Annotated in this window: 24 protein-coding genes and 4 tRNA genes; 3 read left to right on the top strand and 25 right to left on the bottom strand. The window is 73.1% G+C overall.

Annotated features, from left to right (window positions below; translation table 11 throughout):
- Nucleotide 1 precedes the first annotated feature (1 nt).
- The 23 genes from ACWPXV_RS03705 to ACWPXV_RS03595 all read right to left on the bottom strand — a co-directional run bounded on the left by ACWPXV_RS03705 (nucleotide 2) and on the right by ACWPXV_RS03595 (nucleotide 18877).
- Complete coding sequence (locus tag ACWPXV_RS03705; RefSeq protein WP_454083958.1) at nucleotides 2-538, bottom strand: adenine phosphoribosyltransferase; 537 nt, start codon at nucleotides 536-538, stop codon at nucleotides 2-4.
- Entirely contained in the window at nucleotides 535-1635 is a 1101-nt protein-coding gene (gene secF / locus ACWPXV_RS03700; RefSeq protein WP_454083957.1) for a protein translocase subunit SecF, read from the bottom strand. The genes ACWPXV_RS03705 and secF overlap by 4 nt, the downstream gene beginning before the upstream one ends.
- Nucleotides 1632-3635 (bottom strand): protein translocase subunit SecD, encoded by a 2004-nt coding sequence (secD, locus tag ACWPXV_RS03695; RefSeq protein ID WP_454083956.1) that lies wholly within the window; start codon nucleotides 3633-3635, stop codon nucleotides 1632-1634. The genes secF and secD overlap by 4 nt, the downstream gene beginning before the upstream one ends.
- A 29-nt stretch (nucleotides 3636-3664) precedes the next feature.
- Complete coding sequence (yajC, locus tag ACWPXV_RS03690; protein WP_454083955.1) at nucleotides 3665-4060, bottom strand: preprotein translocase subunit YajC; 396 nt, start codon at nucleotides 4058-4060, stop codon at nucleotides 3665-3667.
- Between the two features lie 104 nt (nucleotides 4061-4164).
- Nucleotides 4165-5187: a Holliday junction branch migration DNA helicase RuvB gene (gene ruvB / locus ACWPXV_RS03685; protein WP_454083954.1), complete on the bottom strand. Its 1023-nt coding sequence runs from the start codon at nucleotides 5185-5187 to the stop codon at nucleotides 4165-4167.
- Nucleotides 5180-5779, bottom strand: a complete 600-nt coding sequence (gene ruvA, locus ACWPXV_RS03680) for a Holliday junction branch migration protein RuvA (protein ID WP_454083953.1) — start codon at nucleotides 5777-5779, stop codon at nucleotides 5180-5182. Before ruvA ends, ruvB begins: the two co-directional genes overlap by 8 nt.
- A gap of 54 nt (nucleotides 5780-5833) precedes the next feature.
- Nucleotides 5834-6412: a crossover junction endodeoxyribonuclease RuvC gene (ruvC, locus tag ACWPXV_RS03675; RefSeq protein WP_251838364.1), complete on the bottom strand. Its 579-nt coding sequence runs from the start codon at nucleotides 6410-6412 to the stop codon at nucleotides 5834-5836.
- A gap of 53 nt (nucleotides 6413-6465) precedes the next feature.
- A complete protein-coding gene (locus tag ACWPXV_RS03670) occupies nucleotides 6466-7224 on the bottom strand; it encodes a YebC/PmpR family DNA-binding transcriptional regulator (RefSeq protein WP_454083952.1) in 759 nt (252 codons plus the stop codon).
- Between the two features lie 55 nt (nucleotides 7225-7279).
- A complete protein-coding gene (gene pdxT, locus ACWPXV_RS03665) occupies nucleotides 7280-7885 on the bottom strand; it encodes a pyridoxal 5'-phosphate synthase glutaminase subunit PdxT (protein ID WP_454083951.1) in 606 nt (201 codons plus the stop codon).
- Nucleotides 7886-7915: 30 nt separating this feature from the next.
- The gene (locus ACWPXV_RS03660) at nucleotides 7916-8449 is read right to left on the bottom strand and encodes an NUDIX hydrolase (RefSeq protein ID WP_454083950.1); all 534 of its coding nucleotides are present in this window, start codon (nucleotides 8447-8449) and stop codon (nucleotides 7916-7918) included.
- Entirely contained in the window at nucleotides 8446-9357 is a 912-nt protein-coding gene (pdxS, locus tag ACWPXV_RS03655) for a pyridoxal 5'-phosphate synthase lyase subunit PdxS (RefSeq protein ID WP_454083949.1), read from the bottom strand. The genes ACWPXV_RS03660 and pdxS overlap by 4 nt, the downstream gene beginning before the upstream one ends.
- Nucleotides 9358-9496: 139 nt before the next feature.
- Entirely contained in the window at nucleotides 9497-10513 is a 1017-nt protein-coding gene (locus ACWPXV_RS03650) for a hypothetical protein (RefSeq protein WP_454083948.1), read from the bottom strand.
- Nucleotides 10514-10535: 22 nt separating this feature from the next.
- Nucleotides 10536-11765: a PrsW family glutamic-type intramembrane protease gene (locus tag ACWPXV_RS03645; RefSeq protein WP_454083947.1), complete on the bottom strand. Its 1230-nt coding sequence runs from the start codon at nucleotides 11763-11765 to the stop codon at nucleotides 10536-10538.
- Between the two features lie 56 nt (nucleotides 11766-11821).
- Nucleotides 11822-12412, bottom strand: a complete 591-nt coding sequence (locus tag ACWPXV_RS03640) for a hypothetical protein (RefSeq protein ID WP_251838358.1) — start codon at nucleotides 12410-12412, stop codon at nucleotides 11822-11824.
- Nucleotides 12409-13602, bottom strand: coding sequence for a glycosyltransferase family 4 protein (locus ACWPXV_RS03635; RefSeq protein ID WP_454083946.1), 1194 nt, complete (start codon nucleotides 13600-13602; stop codon nucleotides 12409-12411). The genes ACWPXV_RS03640 and ACWPXV_RS03635 overlap by 4 nt, the downstream gene beginning before the upstream one ends.
- A complete protein-coding gene (locus ACWPXV_RS03630; protein WP_454083945.1) occupies nucleotides 13602-14552 on the bottom strand; it encodes a phosphatidylinositol mannoside acyltransferase in 951 nt (316 codons plus the stop codon). The genes ACWPXV_RS03635 and ACWPXV_RS03630 overlap by 1 nt, the downstream gene beginning before the upstream one ends.
- Nucleotides 14549-15166, bottom strand: coding sequence for a phosphatidylinositol phosphate synthase (pgsA, locus tag ACWPXV_RS03625; RefSeq protein ID WP_454084106.1), 618 nt, complete (start codon nucleotides 15164-15166; stop codon nucleotides 14549-14551). The genes ACWPXV_RS03630 and pgsA overlap by 4 nt, the downstream gene beginning before the upstream one ends.
- Nucleotides 15163-15729, bottom strand: a complete 567-nt coding sequence (locus ACWPXV_RS03620) for an HIT family protein (RefSeq protein ID WP_454083944.1) — start codon at nucleotides 15727-15729, stop codon at nucleotides 15163-15165. Before ACWPXV_RS03620 ends, pgsA begins: the two co-directional genes overlap by 4 nt.
- A complete protein-coding gene (gene thrS, locus ACWPXV_RS03615; protein ID WP_454083943.1) occupies nucleotides 15726-17756 on the bottom strand; it encodes a threonine--tRNA ligase in 2031 nt (676 codons plus the stop codon). Before thrS ends, ACWPXV_RS03620 begins: the two co-directional genes overlap by 4 nt.
- Before the next feature lie 137 nt (nucleotides 17757-17893).
- On the bottom strand, nucleotides 17894-18517 hold the full coding sequence (locus tag ACWPXV_RS03610; protein ID WP_454083942.1) for a maleylpyruvate isomerase N-terminal domain-containing protein: 624 nt from the start codon (nucleotides 18515-18517) through the stop codon (nucleotides 17894-17896).
- A gap of 89 nt (nucleotides 18518-18606) precedes the next feature.
- A tRNA-Val gene (locus tag ACWPXV_RS03605) sits at nucleotides 18607-18678 on the bottom strand.
- Nucleotides 18679-18695: 17 nt separating this feature from the next.
- Nucleotides 18696-18766: transfer RNA gene (locus tag ACWPXV_RS03600), tRNA-Cys, on the bottom strand.
- A gap of 38 nt (nucleotides 18767-18804) precedes the next feature.
- Nucleotides 18805-18877, bottom strand: a tRNA-Gly gene (locus tag ACWPXV_RS03595).
- Nucleotides 18878-18962: 85 nt separating this feature from the next.
- Between ACWPXV_RS03595 and ACWPXV_RS03590 the strand changes: the two genes are divergently transcribed.
- From ACWPXV_RS03590 to ACWPXV_RS03580, 3 genes are all read left to right on the top strand, one after another.
- On the top strand, nucleotides 18963-20081 hold the full coding sequence (locus ACWPXV_RS03590) for a chorismate-binding protein (RefSeq protein ID WP_454083941.1): 1119 nt from the start codon (nucleotides 18963-18965) through the stop codon (nucleotides 20079-20081).
- A 96-nt stretch (nucleotides 20082-20177) separates the two neighbouring features.
- The gene (locus ACWPXV_RS03585) at nucleotides 20178-21035 is read left to right on the top strand and encodes an aminotransferase class IV (protein ID WP_454083940.1); all 858 of its coding nucleotides are present in this window, start codon (nucleotides 20178-20180) and stop codon (nucleotides 21033-21035) included.
- A gap of 45 nt (nucleotides 21036-21080) precedes the next feature.
- A tRNA-Val gene (locus tag ACWPXV_RS03580) sits at nucleotides 21081-21155 on the top strand.
- 53 nt (nucleotides 21156-21208) lie between these two features.
- On the opposite strand, the gene ACWPXV_RS03575 is transcribed toward ACWPXV_RS03580, so the two are convergent.
- On the bottom strand, nucleotides 21209-21805 hold the full coding sequence (locus ACWPXV_RS03575; RefSeq protein ID WP_454083939.1) for a hypothetical protein: 597 nt from the start codon (nucleotides 21803-21805) through the stop codon (nucleotides 21209-21211).
- 102 nt (nucleotides 21806-21907) lie between these two features.
- Complete coding sequence (locus ACWPXV_RS03570) at nucleotides 21908-22543, bottom strand: hypothetical protein (protein ID WP_454083938.1); 636 nt, start codon at nucleotides 22541-22543, stop codon at nucleotides 21908-21910.
- Between the last annotated feature and the right edge of the window lie 27 nt (nucleotides 22544-22570).

The following is a 22570-nucleotide window of genomic DNA, read 5'->3' as shown; positions in this document are numbered from 1 at the left end:
GTCAGTAGCGCAGGATGCTGTCCAGCGGGTAGCCCGTGAGCTGCTCGCGGCCGCGCAGCTCGTCGAGCTCGAGGAGCATCGTCAGGCCAGCCACCTGCGCCCCGGCGCCCTCGATGAGCTCGATGGCGGCGCGCGCGGTGCCCCCGGTGGCGAGGACGTCGTCGATGATGAGGACCCGCTGGTCCGCCGCCACCGTCTCGGGGCGCAGCTCCAGCCGCGCCGTCCCGTACTCGAGGGTGTAGTCCACCCCGGTCACAGGTCCGGGCAGACGCCCGGCCTTGCGGATGGTGATCATCCCGACGCCGAGCGCGTGGGCGAGCGGGGCCGCGAGGATGAAGCCACGCGACTCGAGCCCGGCGACGGCGTCGACCTTGCCGCGGTAGCGCTCGGCCAGAGCGTCGACGAGCGCCGCGAACGCGGGACCGTCGGCGAGCAGCGGCGTGATGTCCCGGAACAGGACCCCTCGCTCGGGGAAGTCGGGCACCTCACGGACGTGGGAGTCGAGCAGCTGGGTGAGCTCCTCGGGGAAGTCGGTCATCGTCGCCCCTTCCGGCGCTTGGGCTGGGCCGCCTGGCCACGGTGGGTCCCGGCGACGGTGCTCTCCTCGGGAGCCGCCGCGGCGGCCGGGGCGGCCGCGACGGCCGCGGTCTCCTTGGCCGTCCGGCGGCGACGGCGCTCGAGGACGTCGTCGGTGTGCTGACGGATCCCCGCGCTGCGCTCCTGCAGGACGACCTGCAGCGGCGTCGCGACGAAGACCGAGGACACCGTCGAGACGAACATGCCGACGAACAGCGCGAGGGCGATGTCGCGGAGCGTGCCCGCCCCGAGGAGGAGCGCACCGACGAAGAGGATCGACCCGACGGGCAGGAGCGAGGTGAGCGAGGTGTTGATCGACCGGACGAGGGTCTGGTTGACCGCGAGGTTGGACAGCTCGGCGTAGGTCCGGTCGTGCTGCTCGCTGAGGTCCTGGGTGTTCTCCCGGACCTTGTCGAAGACGACGACGGTGTCGTAGAGCGAGTACCCGAGGATCGTCAGCAGCCCGATGACCGTGGCCGGGGTGACCTCCCACCCGATGAGGGCGTACACGCCGACCGTGAGCACCAGGTCGTTGATGAGGGAGACGAGGGCCGCGCCGGCCATCTGCCAGCTGCGGAAGTAGATCGAGAGCACGATCGTCACAAGAACGATGAAGACGATCAGGCCCACGAGCGCCTGGCGCGTGATGTCCTGCCCCCAGGAGGGGCCGATGAAGGTGGAGGCGACGTCCGCCTCCGGGACCTCGTAGGCCTCGGCCAGGCCCTGACGCACCGCGTCCGTCTGCTCGGTGCTGAGCTTCTCGGTCTGCACGCGCACGGAGGTCGAGCCGACCGTCGACACGCGCGCCACCTGGCCGGTACCGACCTCCGCGACGACGTCGTGGGCAGGCTGCTCCTCCAGGTTCTGTGTGCCCGTGACGGTGAACTGAGAGCCACCGGTGAACTCGATACCCGCGTTGATGCCCTTGAAGGCGACGAGAAGCACGGAGAGCAGGACGAGCACGGCCGCGGCGGTGAGCCACGTGCGGCGGCGCTGGACGAAGGGGAAGGAGCGGTTGCCGGTGTGAAGCTCGTTGCCCAGCTGGGACAGGCGGGTCATCGGCCCTCCTCCTCGGTGGTCGTCGCCTGCTGCTCGGCGGCGAGACGCTCGGCGGCCCGCCGTTCCGCGATCGTCATCCGGCCGGCGCCCACGGGCTGCTTCTCGCGCGCGGGCTCCTTCCGGGCGGCGGCCGGGGGTCGCGTCCGTGCCTCACCGACGCGACCGCGGCCGCGGTAGCGCGCGGGGTCGACGCCGATGCTCTCGGGGTTGAGGCCCGACAGGCGGTGCCCCTCGCCGAAGAAGCGCGTGCGGATGAGCAGCTGCATGGTCGGGTGGGTGAACAGGTAGACGACGACGAGGTCGATGACCGTCGTGAGGCCGAGGGTGAAGGCAAAGCCCCGCACCCCGCCGACGGCGAGGAAGTACAGGATGACCGCGGCGAGCAGGGTGACGAGGTCGGAGACGACGATCGTCCGCTTCGCGCGGTTCCATCCGTGCTCCACGGCGCCCTCGAGCGTGCGGCCGTCGCGGATCTCGTCGCGGATCCGCTCGAAGTACAGGATGAAGGAGTCCGCCGTGATGCCGACCGCGACGATGAGGCCGGCCACGCCGGCGAGCGACAGCCGGTACCCCTGCAGCCACGACAGCACGATGATCGCGCCGTACGTCGTGACGGCGGCGATGAGAAGGCTGCTCACCGCGACGACGGCGAGGCCGCGGTACTGCCACAGGAGGTAGAGCGCAACGAGCAGGAGGCCACCGAGGCCGGCGATGAGGCCGCTGCGCAGGTGCTCGGCCCCAAGGGTCGCGGAGATCTGCTCCTCGCTCTGGACCTCGAAGTTGAGCGGCAGGGAGCCGAAGTTCAGCTGGTTGGCCAGGGTGTTCGCGCTCTCGCGGGTGAAGCTGCCGGAGATCTGGGCCTGGCCGTCGGGGATCGCGACGTTCATGCGCGGGGCGGAGACGACGAGCCCGTCCAGGACGATGCCGAACTGGTTCTGGGGGCTGGGCTGGGCGACGAGCCGCTCGGAGACCTCACGGAACTGCTCGGTGCCCTCGCCGTTGAACTCGATGTCGACGACCCAGTTGTTGGTCGTCACTCCGCCCTGGGTGACCTCGAGGCCGGAGCCGGCCGACTCGACCTGCGTGCCCTCGACGTCCACGGGACCGAGGACGAACTTCGTCGTGCCGTCCTGGGCGCAGGACACGAGCGGCTCGTCGGCAGCGTCCTCGACGCCGCCGACGAGGTTCGCGGGATCGGTGCAGTCCAGGGTGTAGAGGTCGTAGACCAGCTGCTCGGTGATCCAGGCGACGTCACTGTTGCTCGTCGGCTCGGTCGCCGGGGTGCTCGAGAGCTCACCGTCACCGTTCTCGTCGGCGACGGCGAAGGCCGCCTCCTCGATCGCCGAGCGGTCCGCGTCGGCAGGCGCCTCGTCCTCGGCGGGCGCCTCGGCGGCGTCGCCGTCGGCGGGCGCCTCGGTGGCCTCGCCGTCGGCGGGCGCCTCGGTGGTCTCGCTTCCGTCGGTGGTCTCGTCGGCCGCCGGCTCCTCAGTGGTCCCCTCGCCGTCCTGCGGCGCGCCGGCCTCGGCGTCGCCCTCGGGCCCGGTGGGCAGGCCCTCCTGGCCGGGGTCGATCGGCGTCGGGTCGGTCATCGTGAGGACGGGGCGGAAGCGCAGCTCCGCCGACTGGCGCACGAGGTCGAGGGTGGCCTCGTCGGGCCGGCCGGGGAGGCCGACGACGATGTTGGCGGAGCCCTGTCGGGTGATCTCAGCCTCGGCGACGCCGGAGGCGTCCACGCGCTGGCGGATGATCTCGATGGCCTGGTCGATGTCGTCGTCGGTGATCTCACCGTCGCCGCCCTCGGCCTCCGGGTCGAGCCGGGGGGTGAGGATGAGCTGGACGCCACCCTCGAGGTCGAGCGCGAGGCCGGGCGCGAAGGACGCACCGCCCTCGGCGTCGTCGTCACCCAGCTGCTGGGCGATCGCAACGGAGCCGAACATCGCTGCGACGATGACGAGCAGGACGATGATCCTGCGCAGGGGGCGTGGGGCGGTTGTCGCCAACGCGATCTTCTCTCTGTGTGGAGGGGCGCTCAGGCGCGCCGCTCGTCGCTCTCGTCGCCGGGGCGCTCGTCGGTGACGACGGGCTCGTCCGTACGGGTGAGCGAGGAGGCGTCGTCGGGAACCTCGACCGTGGTGACGTCCTCGTCGTCGGCGGTGTCCTCGTCCACGACCGCGAAGGGCGGCTCGGTGACGGAGTGGACCGCCTCGCGCTTCCACATGGTCTCGACGCCGGGGGTGGACTCGAGGGTGATGACGTCGCCGTCGACGTCGACGATCGTGCCGTAGAAGCCGGAGGCGGTCATGACCTGCTGGCCGACCTCGAGGTTGTTGCGCAGCTCGGCGGCGGCCTGGCGCTGCTTCTTCGCCCCTCGGGACATCATCCACATCATGAGTCCGAACACGGCGATGAGGATGAGAAACTCCACGGCACTACTCCCTTGATGGCGGTGGGATCGCGACAGGGCGCGTCTCACCGGCGGCAAAATACTGATTGAGTCTAGGTGACGCGGCTGACAGGACGAAACCGCCCTCAGGCCCAGAGCGCGCCGTCGTCCGGGCGGGTGAGACCGAGGTGCTCGTAGGCGGCGGCGGTGGCGACGCGTCCGCGGGGCGTGCGCGAGACGAGGCCCTCGCGCACGAGGAAGGGCTCGGCGACGGTCTCGACGGTCTCGGGCTCCTCCCCCACGGCGACGGCGAGCGTGGACAGGCCGACCGGCCCGCCGCCGAAGCGCTCGCACAGTGCGCGGAGCACCGAGCGGTCCAGGCGGTCCAGGCCGCGCTCGTCGACCTCGAAGAGGTCGAGGGCGGCGTGCGTGGCGGCGAGGTCGAGGGAGCCGGTCCCCCGCACCTGCGCCCAGTCCTGCACGCGGCGCAGCAGCCGGTTGGCGATCCGGGGCGTCCCCCGGGAGCGGCCGGCGAGCTCAACGGCCGCGGCCGGCTCGAGCTCGGCGCCGAGGAGCCGGGCGCTGCGGCTGAGCACCTGCTCGAGCTCGGCCGGCGAGTAGAACTCCAGGTGGCCGGTGAAGCCGAACCGGTCCCGCAGCGGCGCCGGCAGCAGGCCGGCGCGCGTGGTGGCCCCGACGACGGTGAAGCGCGGCAGGGTGAGCGGGATCGCGGTGGCGCCGGGCCCCTTGCCGACGACGACGTCGACGCGGAAGTCCTCCATCGCGAGGTAGAGCATCTCCTCCACCGGCCGGGCCAGGCGGTGGATCTCGTCGATGAACAGGACGTCGTGCTCCTGGAGCGAGGAGAGGATCGCGGCGAGGTCCCCGGGGTGCTGGACTGCCGGACCGGAGGTGAGGCGCAGCGCGCCCTGGAGCTCGGCGGCGATGATCATCGCGAGCGTCGTCTTGCCGAGCCCGGGCGGCCCGGAGAGGAGGACGTGGTCGGGCGCGGAGCCGCGGGCCTTGGCGGCGTCCAGGACGAGGGCGAGCTGGTCGCGGACGACCGCCTGGCCGACGAAGTCCGCCAGCCGGCGCGGGCGCAGCGCGGCCTCGGCGGCGCGCTCGAGCTCGTCGGCCTCGGCGTCGAGGAAGGCGGCGTCGTCAGCCACGGCCGTGGCCCCCCAGGTGCTGGAGCGCGCCGCGCAGCACGGCGGCGACGTCCCTGTCGGCCGCGGGCTCGGCGAGGACGGTGCTCACGGCGTCCTCGGCGGCCTTGGCGGACCAGCCGAGCTGGACGAGCGCGTCGACGACCTCGGGCTGGGAGTCGGTGGCCACCGGAGCGGCGCGCACCTCACCGCGCGCGGGACCGAGCTTGTCCCCGATCTCGAGGAGGATGCGCTGGGCGCCCTTCTTCCCGATGCCGGGCACGCGGGTGAGGGCGACGACGTCCTCCGCGGCGACGGCGGTGCGCAGCTCGTCGGGCTGGTGGACGGCGAGGACGGCCAGGGCGAGGCGAGGACCCACGCCGCTGACGGTCTGGAGGATCTCGAAGACCTCGCGCTCGTCGTCGTCGGCGAAGCCGAACAGGGTGAGGGAGTCCTCGCGCACGACGAGGGCGGTGGCCAGCCGGGCGTCCGTGCCGGGCCGCAGGCCCGCGAGGGTGCCGGGGGTGGCCTGCACGCGCAGCCCGATCCCGCCGACCTCGACGACGGCGGAGTCGAGCCGCACGGACTCGACGGTCCCCCGGACGCTGGCGATCACGGCTGCTCCAATCCCGGCCCGGAGCGCGACCGGGCGAACGTGTGTGCGAAAAGGTTACCGGCTGCGGGTGACAGGCCGGGACCGCCGCGCCGCGAGCTCGGCCCTCGCCCACGCCTCCTGCGCGGGCGTCGCGTGCCGGGCCGTGGGCCCGACGCCGGGGGTACCGCCGCGCCACAGGTGGCAGACGGCCAGCGCGAGGGCGTCGGCGGCGTCGGCCGGCTCGGGACGCTCGGCCAGCCGGAGGATGCGGCGCACCATCTCCTGCACCTGGGGCTTGTCGGCGCGTCCGGAGCCGGTGACCGCGGCCTTGACCTCGCTGGGCGTGTGCATGCCCAGGGGCAGGCCGGCGCGCGCGGCGGCGACCATGGCGAGCCCGGCGACCTGCGCCGTGCCCATGACCGAGGCGACGTTGTGCTGGGCGAAGACGCGCTCCACGGCGACGGCCTCGACGTCGTGCCGGACGATCCACTCCTCGATGCCCGCCGAGATGGTGAGCAGGCGCTGCTGGATCGGCATGTCCGGCGGGGTGCGCAGCACGCCCACCTCGACGAGCGACAGGGTGCGGCGCGGGTCGGAGTCGACGATGCCCAGGCCGCAACGGGTGAGGCCGGGGTCGACTCCGAGGACGCGCATGGCCCCAGTGTCGCAGCCGGGTGGGACGTGCCGCGGGAGCGACACCGCCGGCGTCAGTCCTCGTCGAGCGCGGCGAGGACCTCGTCGGAGGCGTCGAAGTTCGCGAAGACGTTCTGGACGTCGTCGCAGTCCTCGAGGGCGTCGATGAGGCGCAGCACCTTGCGGGCGCCCTCGACGTCGACCTCGACCTCCATCGACGGGACGAACTGAGCCTCGGCCGAGTCGTACTCCAGCCCGGCCTCCTGCAGCGCGGTGCGCACCGCGACGACGTCGGTCGCCTCGCTGACGACCTGGAAGGCCTCACCGTGGTCGTTGACCTCCTCGGCGCCCGCGTCGAGGACGGCGGTGAGGACGTCGTCCTCGGTGAGGCCGTCGGTCTTGGGCACGATGACGACGCCGCGCCGGTGGAAGAGGTAGGAGACCGAGCCCGGGTCGGCGAGCGTGCCGCCGTTGCGAGTGAAGGCGACGCGCACGTCGGAGGCGGCGCGGTTGCGGTTGTCGGTGAGGCACTCGACGAGGACGGCCACACCACCGGAGGCGTAGCCCTCGTACATGATCGTCTCGTAGTCCGCGCCGCCGGCCTCGGCGCCGGAGCCGCGCTTGACCGCGCGGTCGATGTTGTCCGCCGGGACCGAGTTCCGCTTCGCCTTCTGGATCGCGTCGAAGAGGGTGGGGTTGCCGGCCGGGTCACCTCCGCCCGTGCGGGCGGCCACCTCGATGTTCTTGACGAGGCGCGCGAAGAGCTTGCCCCGCTTCGCGTCGATCGCGGCCTTCTTGTGCTTGGTGGTGGCCCACTTGGAGTGACCGGACACTGTGTGCTCCTTGCTGACGACGGCGTCCCCGCGGGGACGGTGGGGACAGGTGGCGCTAGGCGTGTGCACGCACCAGGTCGACGAACGCACGGTGCACCCGCGCGTCGTCGCTGATCTCCGGGTGGAAGGCGGTGACGAGCAGCGCGCCCTGTCGAGCTGCCACGATCCTACCGGTGGCGGGTCCCGACCTCACGCGTGCGAGGACCTCGACGCCGTCACCCGCCTCCTCCACCCACGGTGCCCGGATGTACACCGCGCGGAGAGGGGCGTCGACGATGCCGAGCCCGGGCGCCAGGAGGTCCTCCTCGAAGGAGTCCACCTGCCGTCCGAAGGCGTTGCGCCGGACCGTGACGTCCATGCCCCCGACGAGAGGGCCGTGTGCGTCCGCCACGCGGTCGGCGAGCAGCACCATCCCGGCGCACGAGCCGTAGACGGGCAGCCCCGCCCCGATCTGCTCGCGCAGCTGCGGGAGCAGGTCGAAGGCGACGAGCAGCTTGCCGATCGTCGTCGACTCCCCGCCCGGCAGGACGAGACCGTCGACGGCGGCGAGCTCACCCGCGCGCCGTACCGGCACGGCGTGGGCGCCGGCGGCCTCGAGAGCCGCGAGGTGCTCGCGCACGTCACCCTGGAGAGCCAGGACGCCGATGCGCGGGGAGGTCACGAACCACCAGTCTACGACGCCGCGGGCGTGCTACTCGACGACGTGCTCGCTGGTCCCGTCCCAGCCGCCCGCGAGCCGCCGTGCGAGCCCGGGCAGCAGCCGGGGGTAGACGACCGCGCCGGCCGCCACGGCGGCGTCCAGCTCGTCCAGCTGCCACCAACGCAGCTCGTCGAGGACGTCACGCTCGAGCTCGGTCCAGCCGGCGTGGTCCAGGCGCGTGTCGGTGCCGCGGGCGAGGAAGAACTCCTCGTCCTGGCGGCACGTGACGGCGGCGAAGTCGAAGACCGCGCTGCGGGTGAGGACGGGGCCCTCGAGCTGGGCGGCGGACAGGTGCAGACCGGTCTCCTCCCGCAGCTCCCGCAGCGCGCCCGCGCGCGGGTCCTCCCCCGGCTCGAGGCCGCCGCCCACCGTGAACCACCACGAGCGGCTCGTCTCGCCCGCGTCGTGGCCACGCACGAGGAGAAGCCGGTCGGCGTCGTCGAGGAGGATGACGCGCGCGGCGCGCCGGAAGGGCACGCCGTCGGGGCCGGGCACCCAGTCGGGGCCCAGCCCGTAGGTCGTCACCAACCGCGCTCGGCGAGACGGTGCGGCACGGGGACCTCGTCGACGTTGAGGCCGACCATCGCCTCGCCCAGCCCGCGGGAGACGTCGGCGACGACGGCGGGGTCGTCGAAGAAGGTCGTCGCGCGGACGATGGCGGCGGCGCGCTGCGCCGGGTTGCCGGACTTGAAGATGCCCGAGCCGACGAAGACGCCCTGGGCGCCGAGCTGCATCATCATCGCGGCGTCGGCCGGGGTGGCGATGCCACCGGCGGTGAAGAGCACGACGGGCAGCTGCCCGGTGCGCGCCACCTCGACGACGAGGTCGTAGGGCGCCTGCAGCTCCTTGGCGGCGACGAAGAGCTCGTCCTCGGGCAGCGAGGACAGGCGGCGGATGTCCTGGCGGATGCGCCGCATGTGCGTCGTGGCGTTGGAGACGTCACCGGTGCCGGCCTCGCCCTTGGAGCGGATCATGGCCGCGCCCTCGGAGATGCGGCGCAGCGCCTCGCCGAGGTTGGTCGCCCCGCACACGAAGGGCACGGTGAACTGCCACTTGTCGATGTGGTGCTCGTAGTCGGCCGGGCTGAGGACCTCGGACTCGTCGACGTAGTCGACCCCGAGGCTCTGGAGGACCTGGGCCTCGACGAAGTGCCCGATGCGGGCCTTGGCCATGACGGGGATCGAGACTGCGGCGATGATGCCGTCGATCATGTCCGGGTCGCTCATCCGCGACACCCCGCCCTGGGAGCGGATGTCCGCGGGCACGCGCTCGAGGGCCATGACGGCCACGGCGCCGGCGTCCTCGGCGATGCGCGCCTGCTCGGGGGTGACGACGTCCATGATGACGCCGCCCTTGAGCATCTCGGCCATGCCGCGCTTGACGCGGGCGGTGCCGAGCTGGGGGGCGCTGGGCGTGGGGGTCTCATGGGACACGGTGTACCTCGGTGGTGGAGGGAGCAGGGCGCCGCCAGTCTACGTGCGGCGGCTCAGCGCCCGGGGCGCCTGTCCAGCCTCCGGCGACGGTCCAGTGCCCGGCTCCGAGCACTGGGACACCGCCCGCGGGCCGGGGCGCTCACGGCGCTGGGCGGACGGCGTCCGCGACCCAATCGGCCAGGCGCGGTGCCCTCACGGTGAGTCCGTCCACCCCCTTGAGCAGGCGCCGCCACGACTCGCACCGGTGCAGGCTCGCCAACCGGTCCGCCGCGTCGACGAGCCCGTCGTCCTCCGTCCCGGTCCACTCGCCGAGGTAGGCACTGACGAGGCGCCTCCTCGTGGGGTCCGTGGCGGCCGGCGCGTGTGGCCAGCTGCCGGTCGCCATCCGCAGCGGTACCTGGAGTACGGCGAAGGGGTGGGACCAGAACGCGTCGCCGAGGTCGAAGAACCGGTAGCCCCGGCCGCCGGCAGCCCGGACGGCGTTCGCGGCGCTCGTGTCGTTGGGCTGCAGGCTGGGCGGCACGCCGCAGTCGGCGAGCTCGGCGAAGAGTGGGGCCACGTCCCGCAGGCCGAGCAGGAGGGCCCGGTGCTCCTCCGCACCGACGTGCTGCGGGTGGTCCGCGGGCAGACGGGCGAGGCGACCGAGGAGCTCGGTGGCGTAGGCGTGGGCGTCCTCCGGCAGGAGGGAGGGCAGTCCGGCTCGGCCGAGCTCCGCGCCGTGGCCCACGAGCGCCCGCTGCATCCGGGCCACCTGCGCGACGAGTCCCTCCCACTCCGCGACGGGGACGGGGACGCTCTCCCCCACGCTCGGTCCGCCGTCGGGCAGGAGGATCCACCCTCTCCCGGCGTGGACCGCCACCGGCGCGAGGACGTGGTCCGGGACGAGCTCGCCGAGCCGTGCGAGCAGCGGCCCCTCGAAGGCCTGCCCGGGGTTGGTCGCCTTCAGCCAGAAGGTGCCGGCCTCGCTGGGGATGCGCAGGACCGCCGACCAGAACCGGACCCGGTGGGTGAGCGGCTCCCGGTGCACGGCGATCCCGTACCCCGCCAGCACGTCGCGCACCCACTCGAGCACGTCCGTCCGGAACGTTGCGGACTCCCAGTACCCGAGGAGGTCGCACGGCCGGCCCGTGCGGTTCCCCGACCCGCTTCCCGTCACCGCTGGACCTCGCCGGGGTCTTTCAGCGGGCCTGGGTGAGTGCCTGGAGGAAGGTGGTGCGCGAGGTGGTGACCCGGTCGAGGAGCACCCGCTCGTCGTGGTGGTAGCTGGGCTCGGCGCGGCCGGTGGCGAAGCGCTGGCGGCCCAGTGCCAGTGCGGTCGCCGAGTGCTGGAAGGTCCTCATCGCGGCCTTGGCGGAGGGGCCGCCGCGCGCGGCCCACGACATGGCGGCCCGCCGGCCGGGGAAGGAGCCGAGCATGGTGACCTCGTGCGGGGCCAGCCAGCCGGCGCGCGCGTACTCGACGAGCCGCCCGGTGATGATGCGCCGCTCCCGGCGGCGCAGCCAGACGACGAGGATGATCGCCGCGACGAACAGCGGGACCTGGACGAGGACGTAGAGACCGAAGAACGAGCCGGTGAAGGTGCTGCCGTTCCACAGCGCGTGGAGCAGCACCGCCACGAGCCACCCGAGGGGCAGCGCCCCCACCCACGCGAGGGAGGACCGGCTGCGGGCCGCGAGGCCGAGCGCGATGCCGATCGCCACCGTGAACATCACGTGCGCGAACGGGGACAGGATCCCGCGCATGACGAAGATCTGCGGGAGCATGTCGATGGAGCGGCCGAAGTAGAGGATGTTCTCGACGAAGGCGAACCCGGCTGCCACCGTCGCGGCGTAGACGATCCCGTCGACCGGCCCGTCGAAGTACCGGCGCCGGGCGAGGAAGAGGATCAGCACGCCCATCCCCTTGGCGGTCTCCTCGATGAGCGGTGCGCCGAGCGCGGCGCCGAGCATCTCGGCCGTCTCGACGTTCCCGGTGCTGTAGTAGACGGCTGTGGAGAAGGCCGTGTTGAGCCAGATCGACACGAGCGTCGAGACGCCGGCGCCCCAGAGGAACGCGAAGAGCAGCGCGTACCGGGGCTCGGGCTCCCACCGGTCGATCCAGCGAATGCCGAGGAGGACGGCCACGAGCGGGACCAGCGCGACGATGCCACCGGTGAGCGCCGCGCCGGCGCTCGTGAGGCTGGCGATCTGCGCGACGGTCGCGATGAGCGCGAGGATCCCCACGCCGGTGCCGACGAGCACGAGCACCGTCCCGCCTCGCCGCGGCCGAGGAGGCTGCCAGGGCGCCTGGGAAGGCGCGGGCGGACCACCGGTGCCCCAGGGCGCGGTCTGCGGCTGCTGGCCGGCCAGGTAGGCGGTGGGCTGCACCGGGCGCCCGGACGGCGGGTAGGGCTGAGGGGGAAGGGCCATGGCGATCAGCGTAGGGCCAGCCGGCGACGTCGCCCGCGGAGGGCGGACGGCCGCGCTCAGCGTGCGGGCCGGGCGTCGTCCATGTCGAAGGCGTGCGGCATCGGTGCCCGGCCGGCGAGGTGGAGCACCCGCACGACGGGGTTGGCGCGCATGCGCCGCACCTCGGCGACGTGGGCGTTGTGAAACCGGCGGGCGAGCTCGAGCCGGTACCACGCGGCGTCGAGCCGGTGGAGCGGGTCGACGGCGAGCGGGTTGTCCCCGAGCGGCTCGGTGTCGGCGTGCGACTCGAGCAGGGCGCGCAGCGTGCGGGACAGCTCGGACTCGACGAGGGAGCGGTCGACGTCGCCGACGGGCTCCTCGACGTCGGGCTCGCCCTCGAGGCCGTCGGGGACCACGCGGCCGGGCGCGCCGGCACTGGCGCGCTGGGCGACGTCGGCGAGGAGCACGGCCTCGACGGGATCGAGGGCCCCGCTCATCGCGAGCTCGTGGGCAGCGGCCGCGCGCTGGGCGAGCTGGAGCTCGAGGGTGGCGCGGGAGCGCAGCACCTTGCGGTGCAGGCGGTCCACGCGCGAGGCGAGCAGCCACAGCACCCAGCCGAGGACGAGAACGAGCAGCACGACGACGAGCGTCCAGCCCTCCCAGGTCATTGCTCCCCCTCCGTCCGGCCGTCCAGCGCCGCGCGCAGGCGGCCGACCACGGTGCGGGAACGCGGGTCCTCCCGCACGTGACCGCCGCTCGCCGTCACCATCTCGTAGACGGCGAGGACCTGCCTGGTGACGACGGACCAGTCGAAGCGCCGCACGCCCTCGCGCGCCGCCTCCCGCACGGGCCGGGAGTCGTCCCGGTCGCGCAGGGCGGGCACGAGCGCGGCGGCGAGGGCCGCGGCGTCACCGGTCGGGAAGAGGGTGCCGTACCGGCCGCCGTCGAGCACGGCGCGGAAGGCGGGGATGTCGCTGGCGACGACGTGCGCGCCCGCGCTCATCGCCTCGACAAGGACGATCCCGAAGCTCTCCCCGCCGGTGTGCGGGGCGACGTAGACGTCGGCGGACGCGAGCAGGGACTCCTTCTCCGCGTCGCTCACCGGCCCGAGGAAGGTGACGGCGTCACCGAGGTGGCCGAGGGAGGCGCGGTACTCGGTGACGTCACCGCGGCCGGCGACGAGGAAGCGGGCGCCGGGGACCTGGGCGAGCACCTGCGGGATGGCCTCGGCGAGCACGGGCAGCCCCTTGCGGGCCTCGTCCAGCCGGCCGAGGAAGGCGACGGTGGGTCGCTCGTCGGTGCCGCACCAGGCCTCCGCGCGCGGGGCGTCGGCGAAGCGGTCGACGAACACGCCGTTGGGCACGACGACGGCGTCCCCGCCGAGGTGCTCGACGACGGTGCGCCGGGCCTCCTCCGACACGGCGATCCGGCCGCCGATCTTCTCGAGCAGCGGCCGGACGAGCGGCGAGGCCACCTGCAGGGCGCGGGAGCGGTCCATGGCGGTGTGGAAGGTGCCGACGATCGGGCCGTCGGCGATCCACAGCGCGAGCATCGACAGGCTCGGGGTGATGGGCTCGTGGAGGTGGAGGACGTCGAAGTCCCCCTCCTCGAGCCAGCGGCGCGTGCGCGCCGCGGCGACGGGCCCGAAGTTGAGGCGCGCCACCGAGCCGTTGTACGGCAGGGCCACGGTCCGTCCGGCGGGCACGATGTAGTCGGGCACGGGCGTGGCGTCCTCGGCCGGGGCCAGGACGCTCACCTCGTGCCCGGTGGCGATGAGGTGCTCGGCGAGGTCGCGGACGTGGAACTGCACGCCGCCCGGCACGTCGAAGGAGTAGCCGCAGACGATCCCGATGCGCATCAGGCCACGCTCCCGGCGGGCTTGAGGCGCGCGGGGTCGAGGTCGCTCACGAAGAGCGGCTGGAGCATGTGCCAGTCCTCCGGGTGGGCCTGGACGGCCGCACCGAGCTCGTCGACCCACGCCTGGGTGAGGGCCGTGATCGTCTCCTCGCGGGAGGCGCCGGCCGGCGGGCTGATGGGGTCACCGAAGGTGATGACGATGCCCCAGCGGCTGCCGGCCGCCTGGCGGCGCGGCCCGCGGAGGCGCTCGTAGTGGATCCCGACGAAGGCGAGGGCGCTGCCGGTGGCGACGGCGAGCGTCGCGGGGCCCGGTGCCACGCGGGCCCGCTCCCCCAGCAGCGCGACGTCGACGTTCGTGCGGGACAGGTCGCGGTCGGCGAGCAGCGGCACGAGGGGGACGCCGGCGCGGGTCTCGCGCAGCAGCTCCCGGAAGGTGGAGCCGTCCTTCTCGAGCGGGATGATCGTCATGCCCAGCCCGCGCCGGAAGTCGAGGAAGCTCTGGAACAGCTCCTCCGGCTCGAGGTGCTCGGCGACCGTGACGACGGGGGCGAGGAAGCGGGTGGCCCACGCGCCGGCGAGGTCCCAGTTGCCGAGGTGCCCGAGGGCGACGACGACGGGCCGCCCGGCGGCACGCTCCGCCCGGATCCACCCGTCGTTGACGGCGCGCACGCGCTGGCCGAGCTGGGCCTCGCTCACGGTCGGCAGGCGCAGCGACTCCTCGTAGTACCGCATGTACGAGCGCATGCCGCGGCGGGTGAGCCGCCGCAGCTGGCGGGGGGACGCGTCGGGGACGGCGCGGGCGATGTTGGCGCGCAGCTGTCCCACCCCGGCGACGCCGGTGAGGGCGGCCAGCTCGGCGGCACCGGCGAAGAGCGCGGAGGAGAGCCAGGCGGGCAGGCGGGGCACGACGCGTGCGGCGGTGAGCAGCAGCGCTGCGGGGTCCGGGCTCATGCCGTCCCCCCCAGGTCACCACGCGTCTGGCGGCGCACGGCCGCCATGCGCTGGCCCACCGTGTAGAGGCTCGCGAGGGCGAGGAGCCCAAGGGCGACGACGAGGACCGCCACGGGGGCGCCCAGCCCCACGGCGAGGACCGCGGCGAGGGCGACGAACAGCCGGTCGGCGCGCTCGGCGATCCCACCCGAGGCCGTCATGCCCAGCCCCTCGGCGCGGGCCTTGGCGTAGGGCACGACGCTGCCGAGGACGAGGCAGGCCAGCGCGGTGCCGAGCACCCACGTCTCCTCCGCCCCGATGCTCCACAGGAGGATCCCGGAGAAGATCGCGGCGTCGGCGAGACGGTCGAGGGTGGAGTCGAGGAAGGCGCCCCAGCGGGTGGAGCGGCCCAGCATCCGGGCCATGAGCCCGTCGACGCTGTCGATGAGGACGACGACGGTGATGGCGAGCGGCCCGGCGACGAAGTGCCCGGAGGGCAGCAGCCACAGCGCGACGGCGACGGTGAGGACGGTCCCCGTGACGGTGACGGTGTCGGGACTGACCCCGGCCCGGACGAGGGTGCGGGCGACCGGGCCGAAGATCGCGTTCGTGACGACGCGCCCCTTGGAGCTCAGCACGTCGCCTCCTTCCACGCCGCGGCAATGAGGTCCCGGGTCTCGCCGAGCACCTGCGGCAGCGCCTTGGTGCCGGCGATGATCGGGAAGAAGTTCGCGTCCCCGCCCCACCGGGGCACGACGTGCTGGTGGAGGTGGGCGGCGATCCCGGCGCCGGCGGCCTCGCCCTGGTTCATCCCGAGGTTGAAGCCGTGCGGCGCGCTCACTGCCCGCAGCACGGTCATCGCGGTGGCGCTGAGCGCGCCCACCTCGTCCCGCTCCGCCGTCGTCAGCTCGGTGAGGTCGGCGACGTGACGGTAGGGGCACACGAGGAGGTGGCCGGGGTTGTACGGGTAGAGGTTGAGGACGACGTAGGCGTGCTCACCGCGGTGGACGATGAGCGCCTCGGCGTCCTCCCGCTGCGGTGCCCGGCAGAACGGGCACTGGCCGGTGGTGCCGTCGTCGGGCTTGTCGTGGCCGTCGACGTAGGCCATCCGGTGCGGGGTCCACAGCCGCTGGAACGCGTCGGGGACGCCGACGAGCCCCTCCGCCGGCTCGCCGCTCGGCGGCGACACGTCGCTCACGCCGTCAGCACCTGCCGACGCTCGGCGATGGCCGAGGTGATGAGCTCGACCGCCTCCGCCACGGGAACCCCGTTGCGCTGGGACCCGTCCCGGAAGCGGAAGGAGACCGCTCCGGCGTCGGCGTCCTCACCACCCGCGATGAGGATGAAGGGGACCTTCTCCTTCGTCGCGTTGCGGATCTTCTTGTTGAAGCGGTCGTCGCTCTGGTCGAGCTCGGCGCGCACGCCGCGCGCACGGAGCTGGGCGACGACGTCGGCGAGGTAGTCGTCGAAGACGTCGGCGACCGGCACGGCGACGACCTGGACGGGCGCGAGCCACGCGGGGAAGGCACCGGCGTAGTGCTCGAGGAGCACGCCGAAGAAGCGCTCGATGGAGCCGAAGAGGGCGCGGTGGATCATCACCGGGCGCTGGCGGGTGCCGTCGGCGGCCTGGTACTCGAGGTCGAAGAGCTCGGGGAGGTTGAAGTCGAGCTGGATGGTCGACATCTGCCAGGTACGCCCGATGGCGTCCTTGGCCTGGACGGAGATCTTCGGGCCGTAGAACGCGGCGCCGCCCGGGTCCGGGACGAGGTCGAGGCCGGAGGCGGTGGCGACCTCCTCGAGCACGCGGGTGGCCTCCTCCCACGTCGCCTCGTCACCGACGGACTTCTCCGGGTCACGGGTGGAGAGCTCGAGGTAGAAGTCGTCGAGCCCGTAGTCCTTGAGGAGGTCGAGGACGAAGGTGAGCAGGGAGTTCAGCTCGTCCTTCATCTGCTCGCGGGTGCAGTAGATGTGGGCGTCGTCCTGGGTGAAGCCGCGGGCGCGGGTCAGGCCGTGGATGACGCCGGACTTTTCGTACCGGTAGACGGTGCCGAACTCGAAGAGCCGCAGCGGCAGCTCGCGGTAGGAGCGGCCGCGGGAGCCGAAGACGAGGTTGTGCATCGGGCAGTTCATCGGCTTGAGGTAGTAGTCCTGCCCCTGCCGCTTGATGTTGCCCTCGGCGTCGCGCTCCTCGTCCAGGTGCATCGGGGGGTACATGCCCTCGCGGTACCAGTCGAGGTGCCCGGAGGTCTCGAAGAGGTGGCCCTTGGTGATGTGGGGCGTGTTGACGAAGGAGTAGCCGGCCTGGACGTGACGGCGGCGGGAGTACTCCTCCATCTCCATGCGGATCGTCGCGCCCTTGGGGTGGAAGACGGGCAGGCCGGAGCCGATCTCGTCGGGGAAGGAGAAGAGGTCCATCTCCGAGCCGAGACGGCGGTGGTCGCGACGCTCGGCCTCCGCCAGGCGCTCCTGGTAGGCCTTGAGCTCGTCCTTCGTGGGCCACGCCGTGCCGTAGACGCGCTGCAGCTGGGGGTTCTTCTCGCTGCCGCGCCAGTACGCGGCGGCCGAGCGCATGAGCGCGAAGCCGTTGCCGATGAGCTTGGTGCTGGGCAGGTGGGGGCCGCGGCACAGGTCCTTCCAGGCCACCTCTCCCCCGCGGCGGACGTTGTCGTAGATCGTCAGCTCGCCGGCGCCGACCTCCACCGAGGCGCCCTCGGCGGCGTCCTCCGCGCTGGACCCCTTGAGGCCGATGAGCTCGAGCTTGTACGGCTCGTCGGCGAGCTCGGCGCGGGCCTCGTCGTCGGTGACGACACGGCGCACGAAGGTCTGGCCCTCCCGGATGATCCGGTTCATCTGCTTCTCGAGGTCCTTGAGGTCCTCGGGGGTGAAGGGCGTCTCGACGTCGAAGTCGTAGTAGAAGCCGTCCTTGATGGGCGGGCCGATGCCGAGGCGGGCGTCCGAGCGCACCTGCTGCACGGCCTGGGCCAGCACGTGGGCGGCGGAGTGGCGCAGGATGGACAGGCCCTCCTCGCTGGCGATGTCGACCTTCTCGACGACGGCGCCGGCCGGGAGGCGCGACACGTCGGTGGCGAGGTCCTTGAGCTCGCCGTCCACCCGGAGGGCGACGACGGCGCGGTCCTCGCCGAACAGGTCCGTCCCGGTGGTCCCCTCGGTGACCGTGCGCTCGGCGCCGTCGACGTGGATGACCTGCTCGGAGACGGATGACACAGTGGGCTCCCGCTGAAGATCTGACATGACTGACCGATCGTACTCAGGTTGCCCGGGGGCCCCCGGCGCCGTCCCGCCCGTGTGCCGAATCGTCACCGATCCGTTGCAGGAGTCGTGGCCGTCACACCGGCGCCACGTCAGAGGACGGCGAACCCGGGCGGCAGCGGGGCCCGCCCGGTGAGCGCGGCGAGGACCTCGGTGCCGCGCCCGGAGGCAGCCGCCGTCTGCGTCGCCAGCTCGAGCGCAGCGGCGACGGCCGGGGCCGGGAGGACGTCGCCGGGCAGCGTGAGCGCGCGGGCGAGGTCGAGACCGTGGACGACGAGCTCGAAGGTGCGGGTGCGCAGGTACTCCTCCAGCCGCAGGTGTCCGAAGCGGGTCGCGACGAGGCGCTGGACGGGCACACCCTCCAGTGCACGGGCGACGTCGTCGGTGAGCTCGGCGGTCCGTGCGGCGGGGTCGTGGCCGAGCTCGACCCCGGCCGCGTGCCCGCGGGCTGCCACGGCGTCGTCGGCTGCGGCCTTGTCCGCCGAGGCGGCGAAGGCCGCGAGGTACTCGGGCGCGGTGAGCACCCGGGCGCCGTCCGTGGGCTCAGGGGCGGCGAGGTACTCGACGACGGTCGTCAGGGCGCGGGTCGTGTGCCCGACAAGGGCGCGCACGTCCCAGACGCCGAGCGCCGCCCGCTGCCAGTCGGCGCGGCGGACGAGCGCCACGAGGCGGGTGTAGGCACGGGCGGTGTCGAGGTAGAGCGTGACCTGGTCCACGGTGGTCCTCCTCTGGCGAGGAGGACACGGTAGACCCGCACGGGCGAACGACGAAGCCCCCGGCCAGCCGGCCGGGGGCTTCGTTCTCGTGGGCGATACTGGGATCGAACCAGTGACCTCTTCCGTGTCAGGGAAGCGCGCTACCGCTGCGCCAATCGCCCTTGTCCTGCTTCAACCGAGGTGGCGACGGGATTCGAACCCGTGTGTACGGCTTTGCAGGCCGCTGCCTCGCCTCTCGGCCACGCCACCCTGAGGCTTGTACTGCCCCACCGGGGGGTGGTACCTCGAGCGGATGACGGGACTCGAACCCGCGACCCTCACCTTGGCAAGGTGATGCTCTACCAACTGAGCCACATCCGCGTTGCTGCCGGGCTTCCCCGGCGGCGTTGCCAACATTAGCCGAGGGGAGGGCCGCTCGTCCAACTCGCCCACTAGCGTGGCGTGAGTGACCTCAGCAGCCCTCCCCGGACGCCTCCAGGAGGCCCGCGCGGACTTCCCCGGAGTGCGCGCTCGCGGCCTCCTCGAGTGCGCTGACCTGCGTAAACACCCCGAGGCGCTGAGCTCGGGGTGGTGGGCGGTGGTGGCCGACTTCGAGGGCCGGACCACCGGCTGGCGCTTCGCCGAAACGGCCCCTGACGTCCACGATGTGACAAGGACCACGGGTCGATCTGGACCGGACGGCGGCGGGACCTGGCCCGGCCCCTCCGCCGCGTCCTGGCGCAGCTCCCTGGACGAGGAGGGCTACACCGCGGCGGTGCGGCGGGTGCGTGAGGCGGTCCGCGAGGGGGACGTCTACCAGGCGAACATCTGCCGGGTGCTGTCCGCCCCGCTCGGCTCGGCGACGGCGGAGCCGGACGCCGCCGCGCTCGCCGCCGTCCTCGCGGCAGGCAACCCCGCCCCCCACGCCGGGACGGTCCACGTCCCGCTCGGGGCGGCCGAGCGGCCGGTCTGGGTGGTCAGCGCCTCCCCTGAGCTCTTCCTCTCCGTCCGGGACGGGCAGGTGGTGTCCGGACCGATCAAGGGCACGGCCACCCGGGCGGAGGACCTCGGCGCCAAGGACCGCGCGGAGAACGTCATGATCACCGACCTCGTCCGCAACGACCTCCAGCGCGTGTGCCTCCCGGGGACGGTCGAGGTGCTCGACCTGTGCGCCGTCGAGCAGCACCCCGGGCTCGTCCACCTCGTCTCCCGGGTCGGCGGCACACTGCGCGACCCGCTGGACGCAGCCGGCTGGGCTGCGCTGCTCGACGCCACGCTGCCGCCCGCCTCGGTGAGCGGCGCCCCGAAGTCGAGCGCCCTGCGGCTCATCGCCGAGCTGGAGCCGGGCCCGCGCGGCCCGTACTGCGGAGCGGTCGGCTGGATCGACGCCGACAACGGCCGGGCCGAGCTCGCCGTCGGGATCCGCACCTTCTGGTGGACGCCGCCCGCAGGCACCGGCCCCGGCGCGCTCCACTTCGGCACCGGCGCCGGCATCACGTGGGGCAGCGACCCGCAGGCCGAGTGGCACGAGACCGAGCTCAAGGCGTCCCGCCTCGTCGCCCTCGCCTCCACCCCGTCCCGCTGACCTCCCCGCTTCTCCTCCGACCTCCGCCCTTCCCGCACGTCCCGATGAGGTGAACCGGGGAGGTCACCACGGCCCCTCTGGTGGCACGCTTCACCCATGAGCACTCTCGTGTGGTTCGACGGCGAGGTCCGGCCCGCCGAGGAGCCCGTCGTCACGGCCCTGGACCGGGGCCTCACGGTGGGCGACGGCGTCTTCGACACCTGCGTCGTCGTCTCCGGCCGGCCCTTCGCCCTGCGCCGGCACGTGGCCCGGCTCGTCCGCTCGGCCACGACCGCGGGACTGCCCGTCCCGCCCACCGACGTCGTCACCTCCGCCGCCCTCGACCTCGCCGCCCGGCTCGACGGCGGGAGCGGGCGCCTGCGGATGACGTGGACGGCCGGTCCGCTCCCCGCCGGCACGGCCCGAGCCGACGCGACGCCCACCCTCCTCCTCACCGCCTCCGCCGAGCAGGTGCCCCACCCGGGAGCCGACGGACCGCGCCCGCGCACCGCCGTCGTCGTCGTGCCGTGGGTGCGCAACGAGCGCTCCCCGCTCGTGGGCGTGAAGTCCACCTCCTACGGAGAGAACGTCCTCGCGCTCGAGCACGCCCGCCGCGAGGGCGGGACCGAGGCGGTCCTCGCCAACACCCGGGAGGAGCTGTGCGAAGGCTCGGCGTCCAACGTCTTCCTCGAGACCGCCGGAGAGCTGCTCACCCCTCCCCTCGCCTCCGGCTGCCTCGCGGGTGTCACGCGGGAGCTCGTCCTCGAGTGGGCGACCGAGGCCGGCCTGCCCGTGCGCGAGGCGGTCGTGCCGATGGCCGAGTTCCTGGCGGCTGAGCACGCGGCCGTGACGTCCGCCACGCGCGGCATCGTCCCCGTCGACAGCATCGACGGCCGCGACATCACGCCGGGGCCGGTGACGCTGCGAGTCCAGGAGCTCTATGCGGCCCGAGCCGCGGAGGACCTCGACCCATGAGCGGTTTGGGGGCACGGCCGACGGTGGGCTAACATCGTCCAGCGCGGGCGATTGGCTCAGTGGTAGAGCGCCTCGTTCACACCGAGGAGGTCACTGGTTCGAACCCAGTATCGCCCACCAGCGCAGCAGGGCCCCCGACCAGCGGTCGGGGGCCCTGCTCGTTCTTGCGGCGCTCACTCGTCGCGATCGGCGTCGATCTCCGGACAGCCAGGGCCCGGCGCCGGCGATCTCATCGCCTCGAGAAGTGGGACGGTCCAGTCGGGCTCGACGAACCCGCCGCTCGTCCCCCGGGGTCGAACGAGGTCGAATCGCGTGAGATCGGATCCCCTGGCCGCCCACTGGACGTAGGTCTTGCAGACGTCGGGCATCGCCTGAGAGCTGAAGGACGTGTCCGTGAAGAGGTCGTACGCCGCTGACCGCTGGGACACGAAACGCTGGCCGCTGTGCGTCACCGGAGCACGCACGTGACCGTCATCGCTGTGCCACACGCGGAGGACGTCGACCGGGGTGGGATGAAGCAGGAGCCCACTCATGGGCAGCCCCAGGTTGTCCTCCTCATCCAGTCGCGGATCGAGGTCACGCAGGTGCGCCATCGCCTCACGCCGGGCGATGTGATGGAACAGGTGCAGGTCTGCTGCCGGACGCCAGCGGTGTTGCCGGTGGACCTCGACAGCGATGGCGAGGCCCCGGCAGAGACCCTCGTACAGACTCTGCAACGTCGGACCGAGGCGCTCGAGCGCGGCGTCCGGCCCATGCTCCGACCTGCGCATGCCCGCATAGAACCATCGGCCACCGACATCCGGGACAGGTCCACAGGACGGCCGCCCTCGCTGCGCAGCTCGTGAAGCACCAGCGTGCCCGGACACAGCGGCTCAGGGCGTGAGGTCGAGGACGTAACGGTCGCCGCGGCGCTCGAAGCCCACCTGCTCGTAGTACGGCTCGACCGTGTCAGGAGCCCAAGCCACCGCGCGGTAGCCGCGCTCGGCGAGGACCCCGCTACGCCGGAAGACGAAGCGGCCCGGCGAGAGGTCGCGGAAACGCTCGGTGACGTAATCAACCTCGATCTGGGCCACGCCGTCGTCGTCGTGGACGACCACCCACCCGGCCACCTCGTCCCCGGACATGACGACGAACGCGTCAGCCTCCGCCGTCGGGGCGGTGAAGCCGGGGTGGAAACGGGCCACGTCCTCACGGTGCCGGTCGACCAGCTGCGCGAGGAGCGGGCCACGGGCGGGGACCTCGGCCACGGAGTAGGAGTCCGGGTCGTCGCGGCCGCGCAGCAGTCGTGTGAGGTTGACCACCTGGACGACGGCGAGGACGACGTTGAGGGCGACCACGGGCCACACCCCGAGCACCCCGTTGTAGAGCACCTGGACGAGGCAGCCGACGAGGTTGTACACGCGCAGGCGCAGGATCCGCTGCTGCATCATCGACCACACGACGATGCCCGAGCCGACCCACCCCACGACCTCCAGGGCCACCTGCCAACCGGACGACAGATCGAGCATCGCGTCCTCCTTCGGACCACGTCCCAG

It is taken from the genome of Georgenia sp. Marseille-Q6866 (assembly GCF_965111665.1).
The sequence above is the reverse complement of the archived record's forward strand: the minus strand, read 5'-3'. Positions and strand labels throughout refer to the sequence as shown.

Bases quoted from the DNA above. Each gene is read 5' to 3' on its own strand.
- ACWPXV_RS03570 (WP_454083938.1), bottom strand. From the start codon at position 22,543: ATGCTCGATCTGTCGTCCGGTTGGCAGGTGGCCCTGGAGGTCGTGGGG.
- ACWPXV_RS03575 (WP_454083939.1), bottom strand. From the start codon at position 21,805: ATGCGCAGGTCGGAGCATGGGCCGGACGCCGCGCTCGAGCGCCTCGGT.
- ACWPXV_RS03630 (WP_454083945.1), bottom strand. From the start codon at position 14,552: ATGAGCCCGGACCCCGCAGCGCTGCTGCTCACCGCCGCACGCGTCGTG.
- ACWPXV_RS03705 (WP_454083958.1), bottom strand. From the start codon at position 538: ATGACCGACTTCCCCGAGGAGCTCACCCAGCTGCTCGACTCCCACGTC.
- ACWPXV_RS03645 (WP_454083947.1), bottom strand. From the start codon at position 11,765: ATGGCCCTTCCCCCTCAGCCCTACCCGCCGTCCGGGCGCCCGGTGCAG.
- ACWPXV_RS03635 (WP_454083946.1), bottom strand. From the start codon at position 13,602: ATGCGCATCGGGATCGTCTGCGGCTACTCCTTCGACGTGCCGGGCGGC.
- secF (WP_454083957.1), bottom strand. From the start codon at position 1,635: ATGACCCGCCTGTCCCAGCTGGGCAACGAGCTTCACACCGGCAACCGC.
- ruvC (WP_251838364.1), bottom strand. From the start codon at position 6,412: ATGCGCGTCCTCGGAGTCGACCCCGGCCTCACCCGTTGCGGCCTGGGC.
- ACWPXV_RS03585 (WP_454083940.1), top strand. From the start codon at position 20,178: ATGAGCACTCTCGTGTGGTTCGACGGCGAGGTCCGGCCCGCCGAGGAG.
- ACWPXV_RS03640 (WP_251838358.1), bottom strand. From the start codon at position 12,412: ATGACCTGGGAGGGCTGGACGCTCGTCGTCGTGCTGCTCGTTCTCGTC.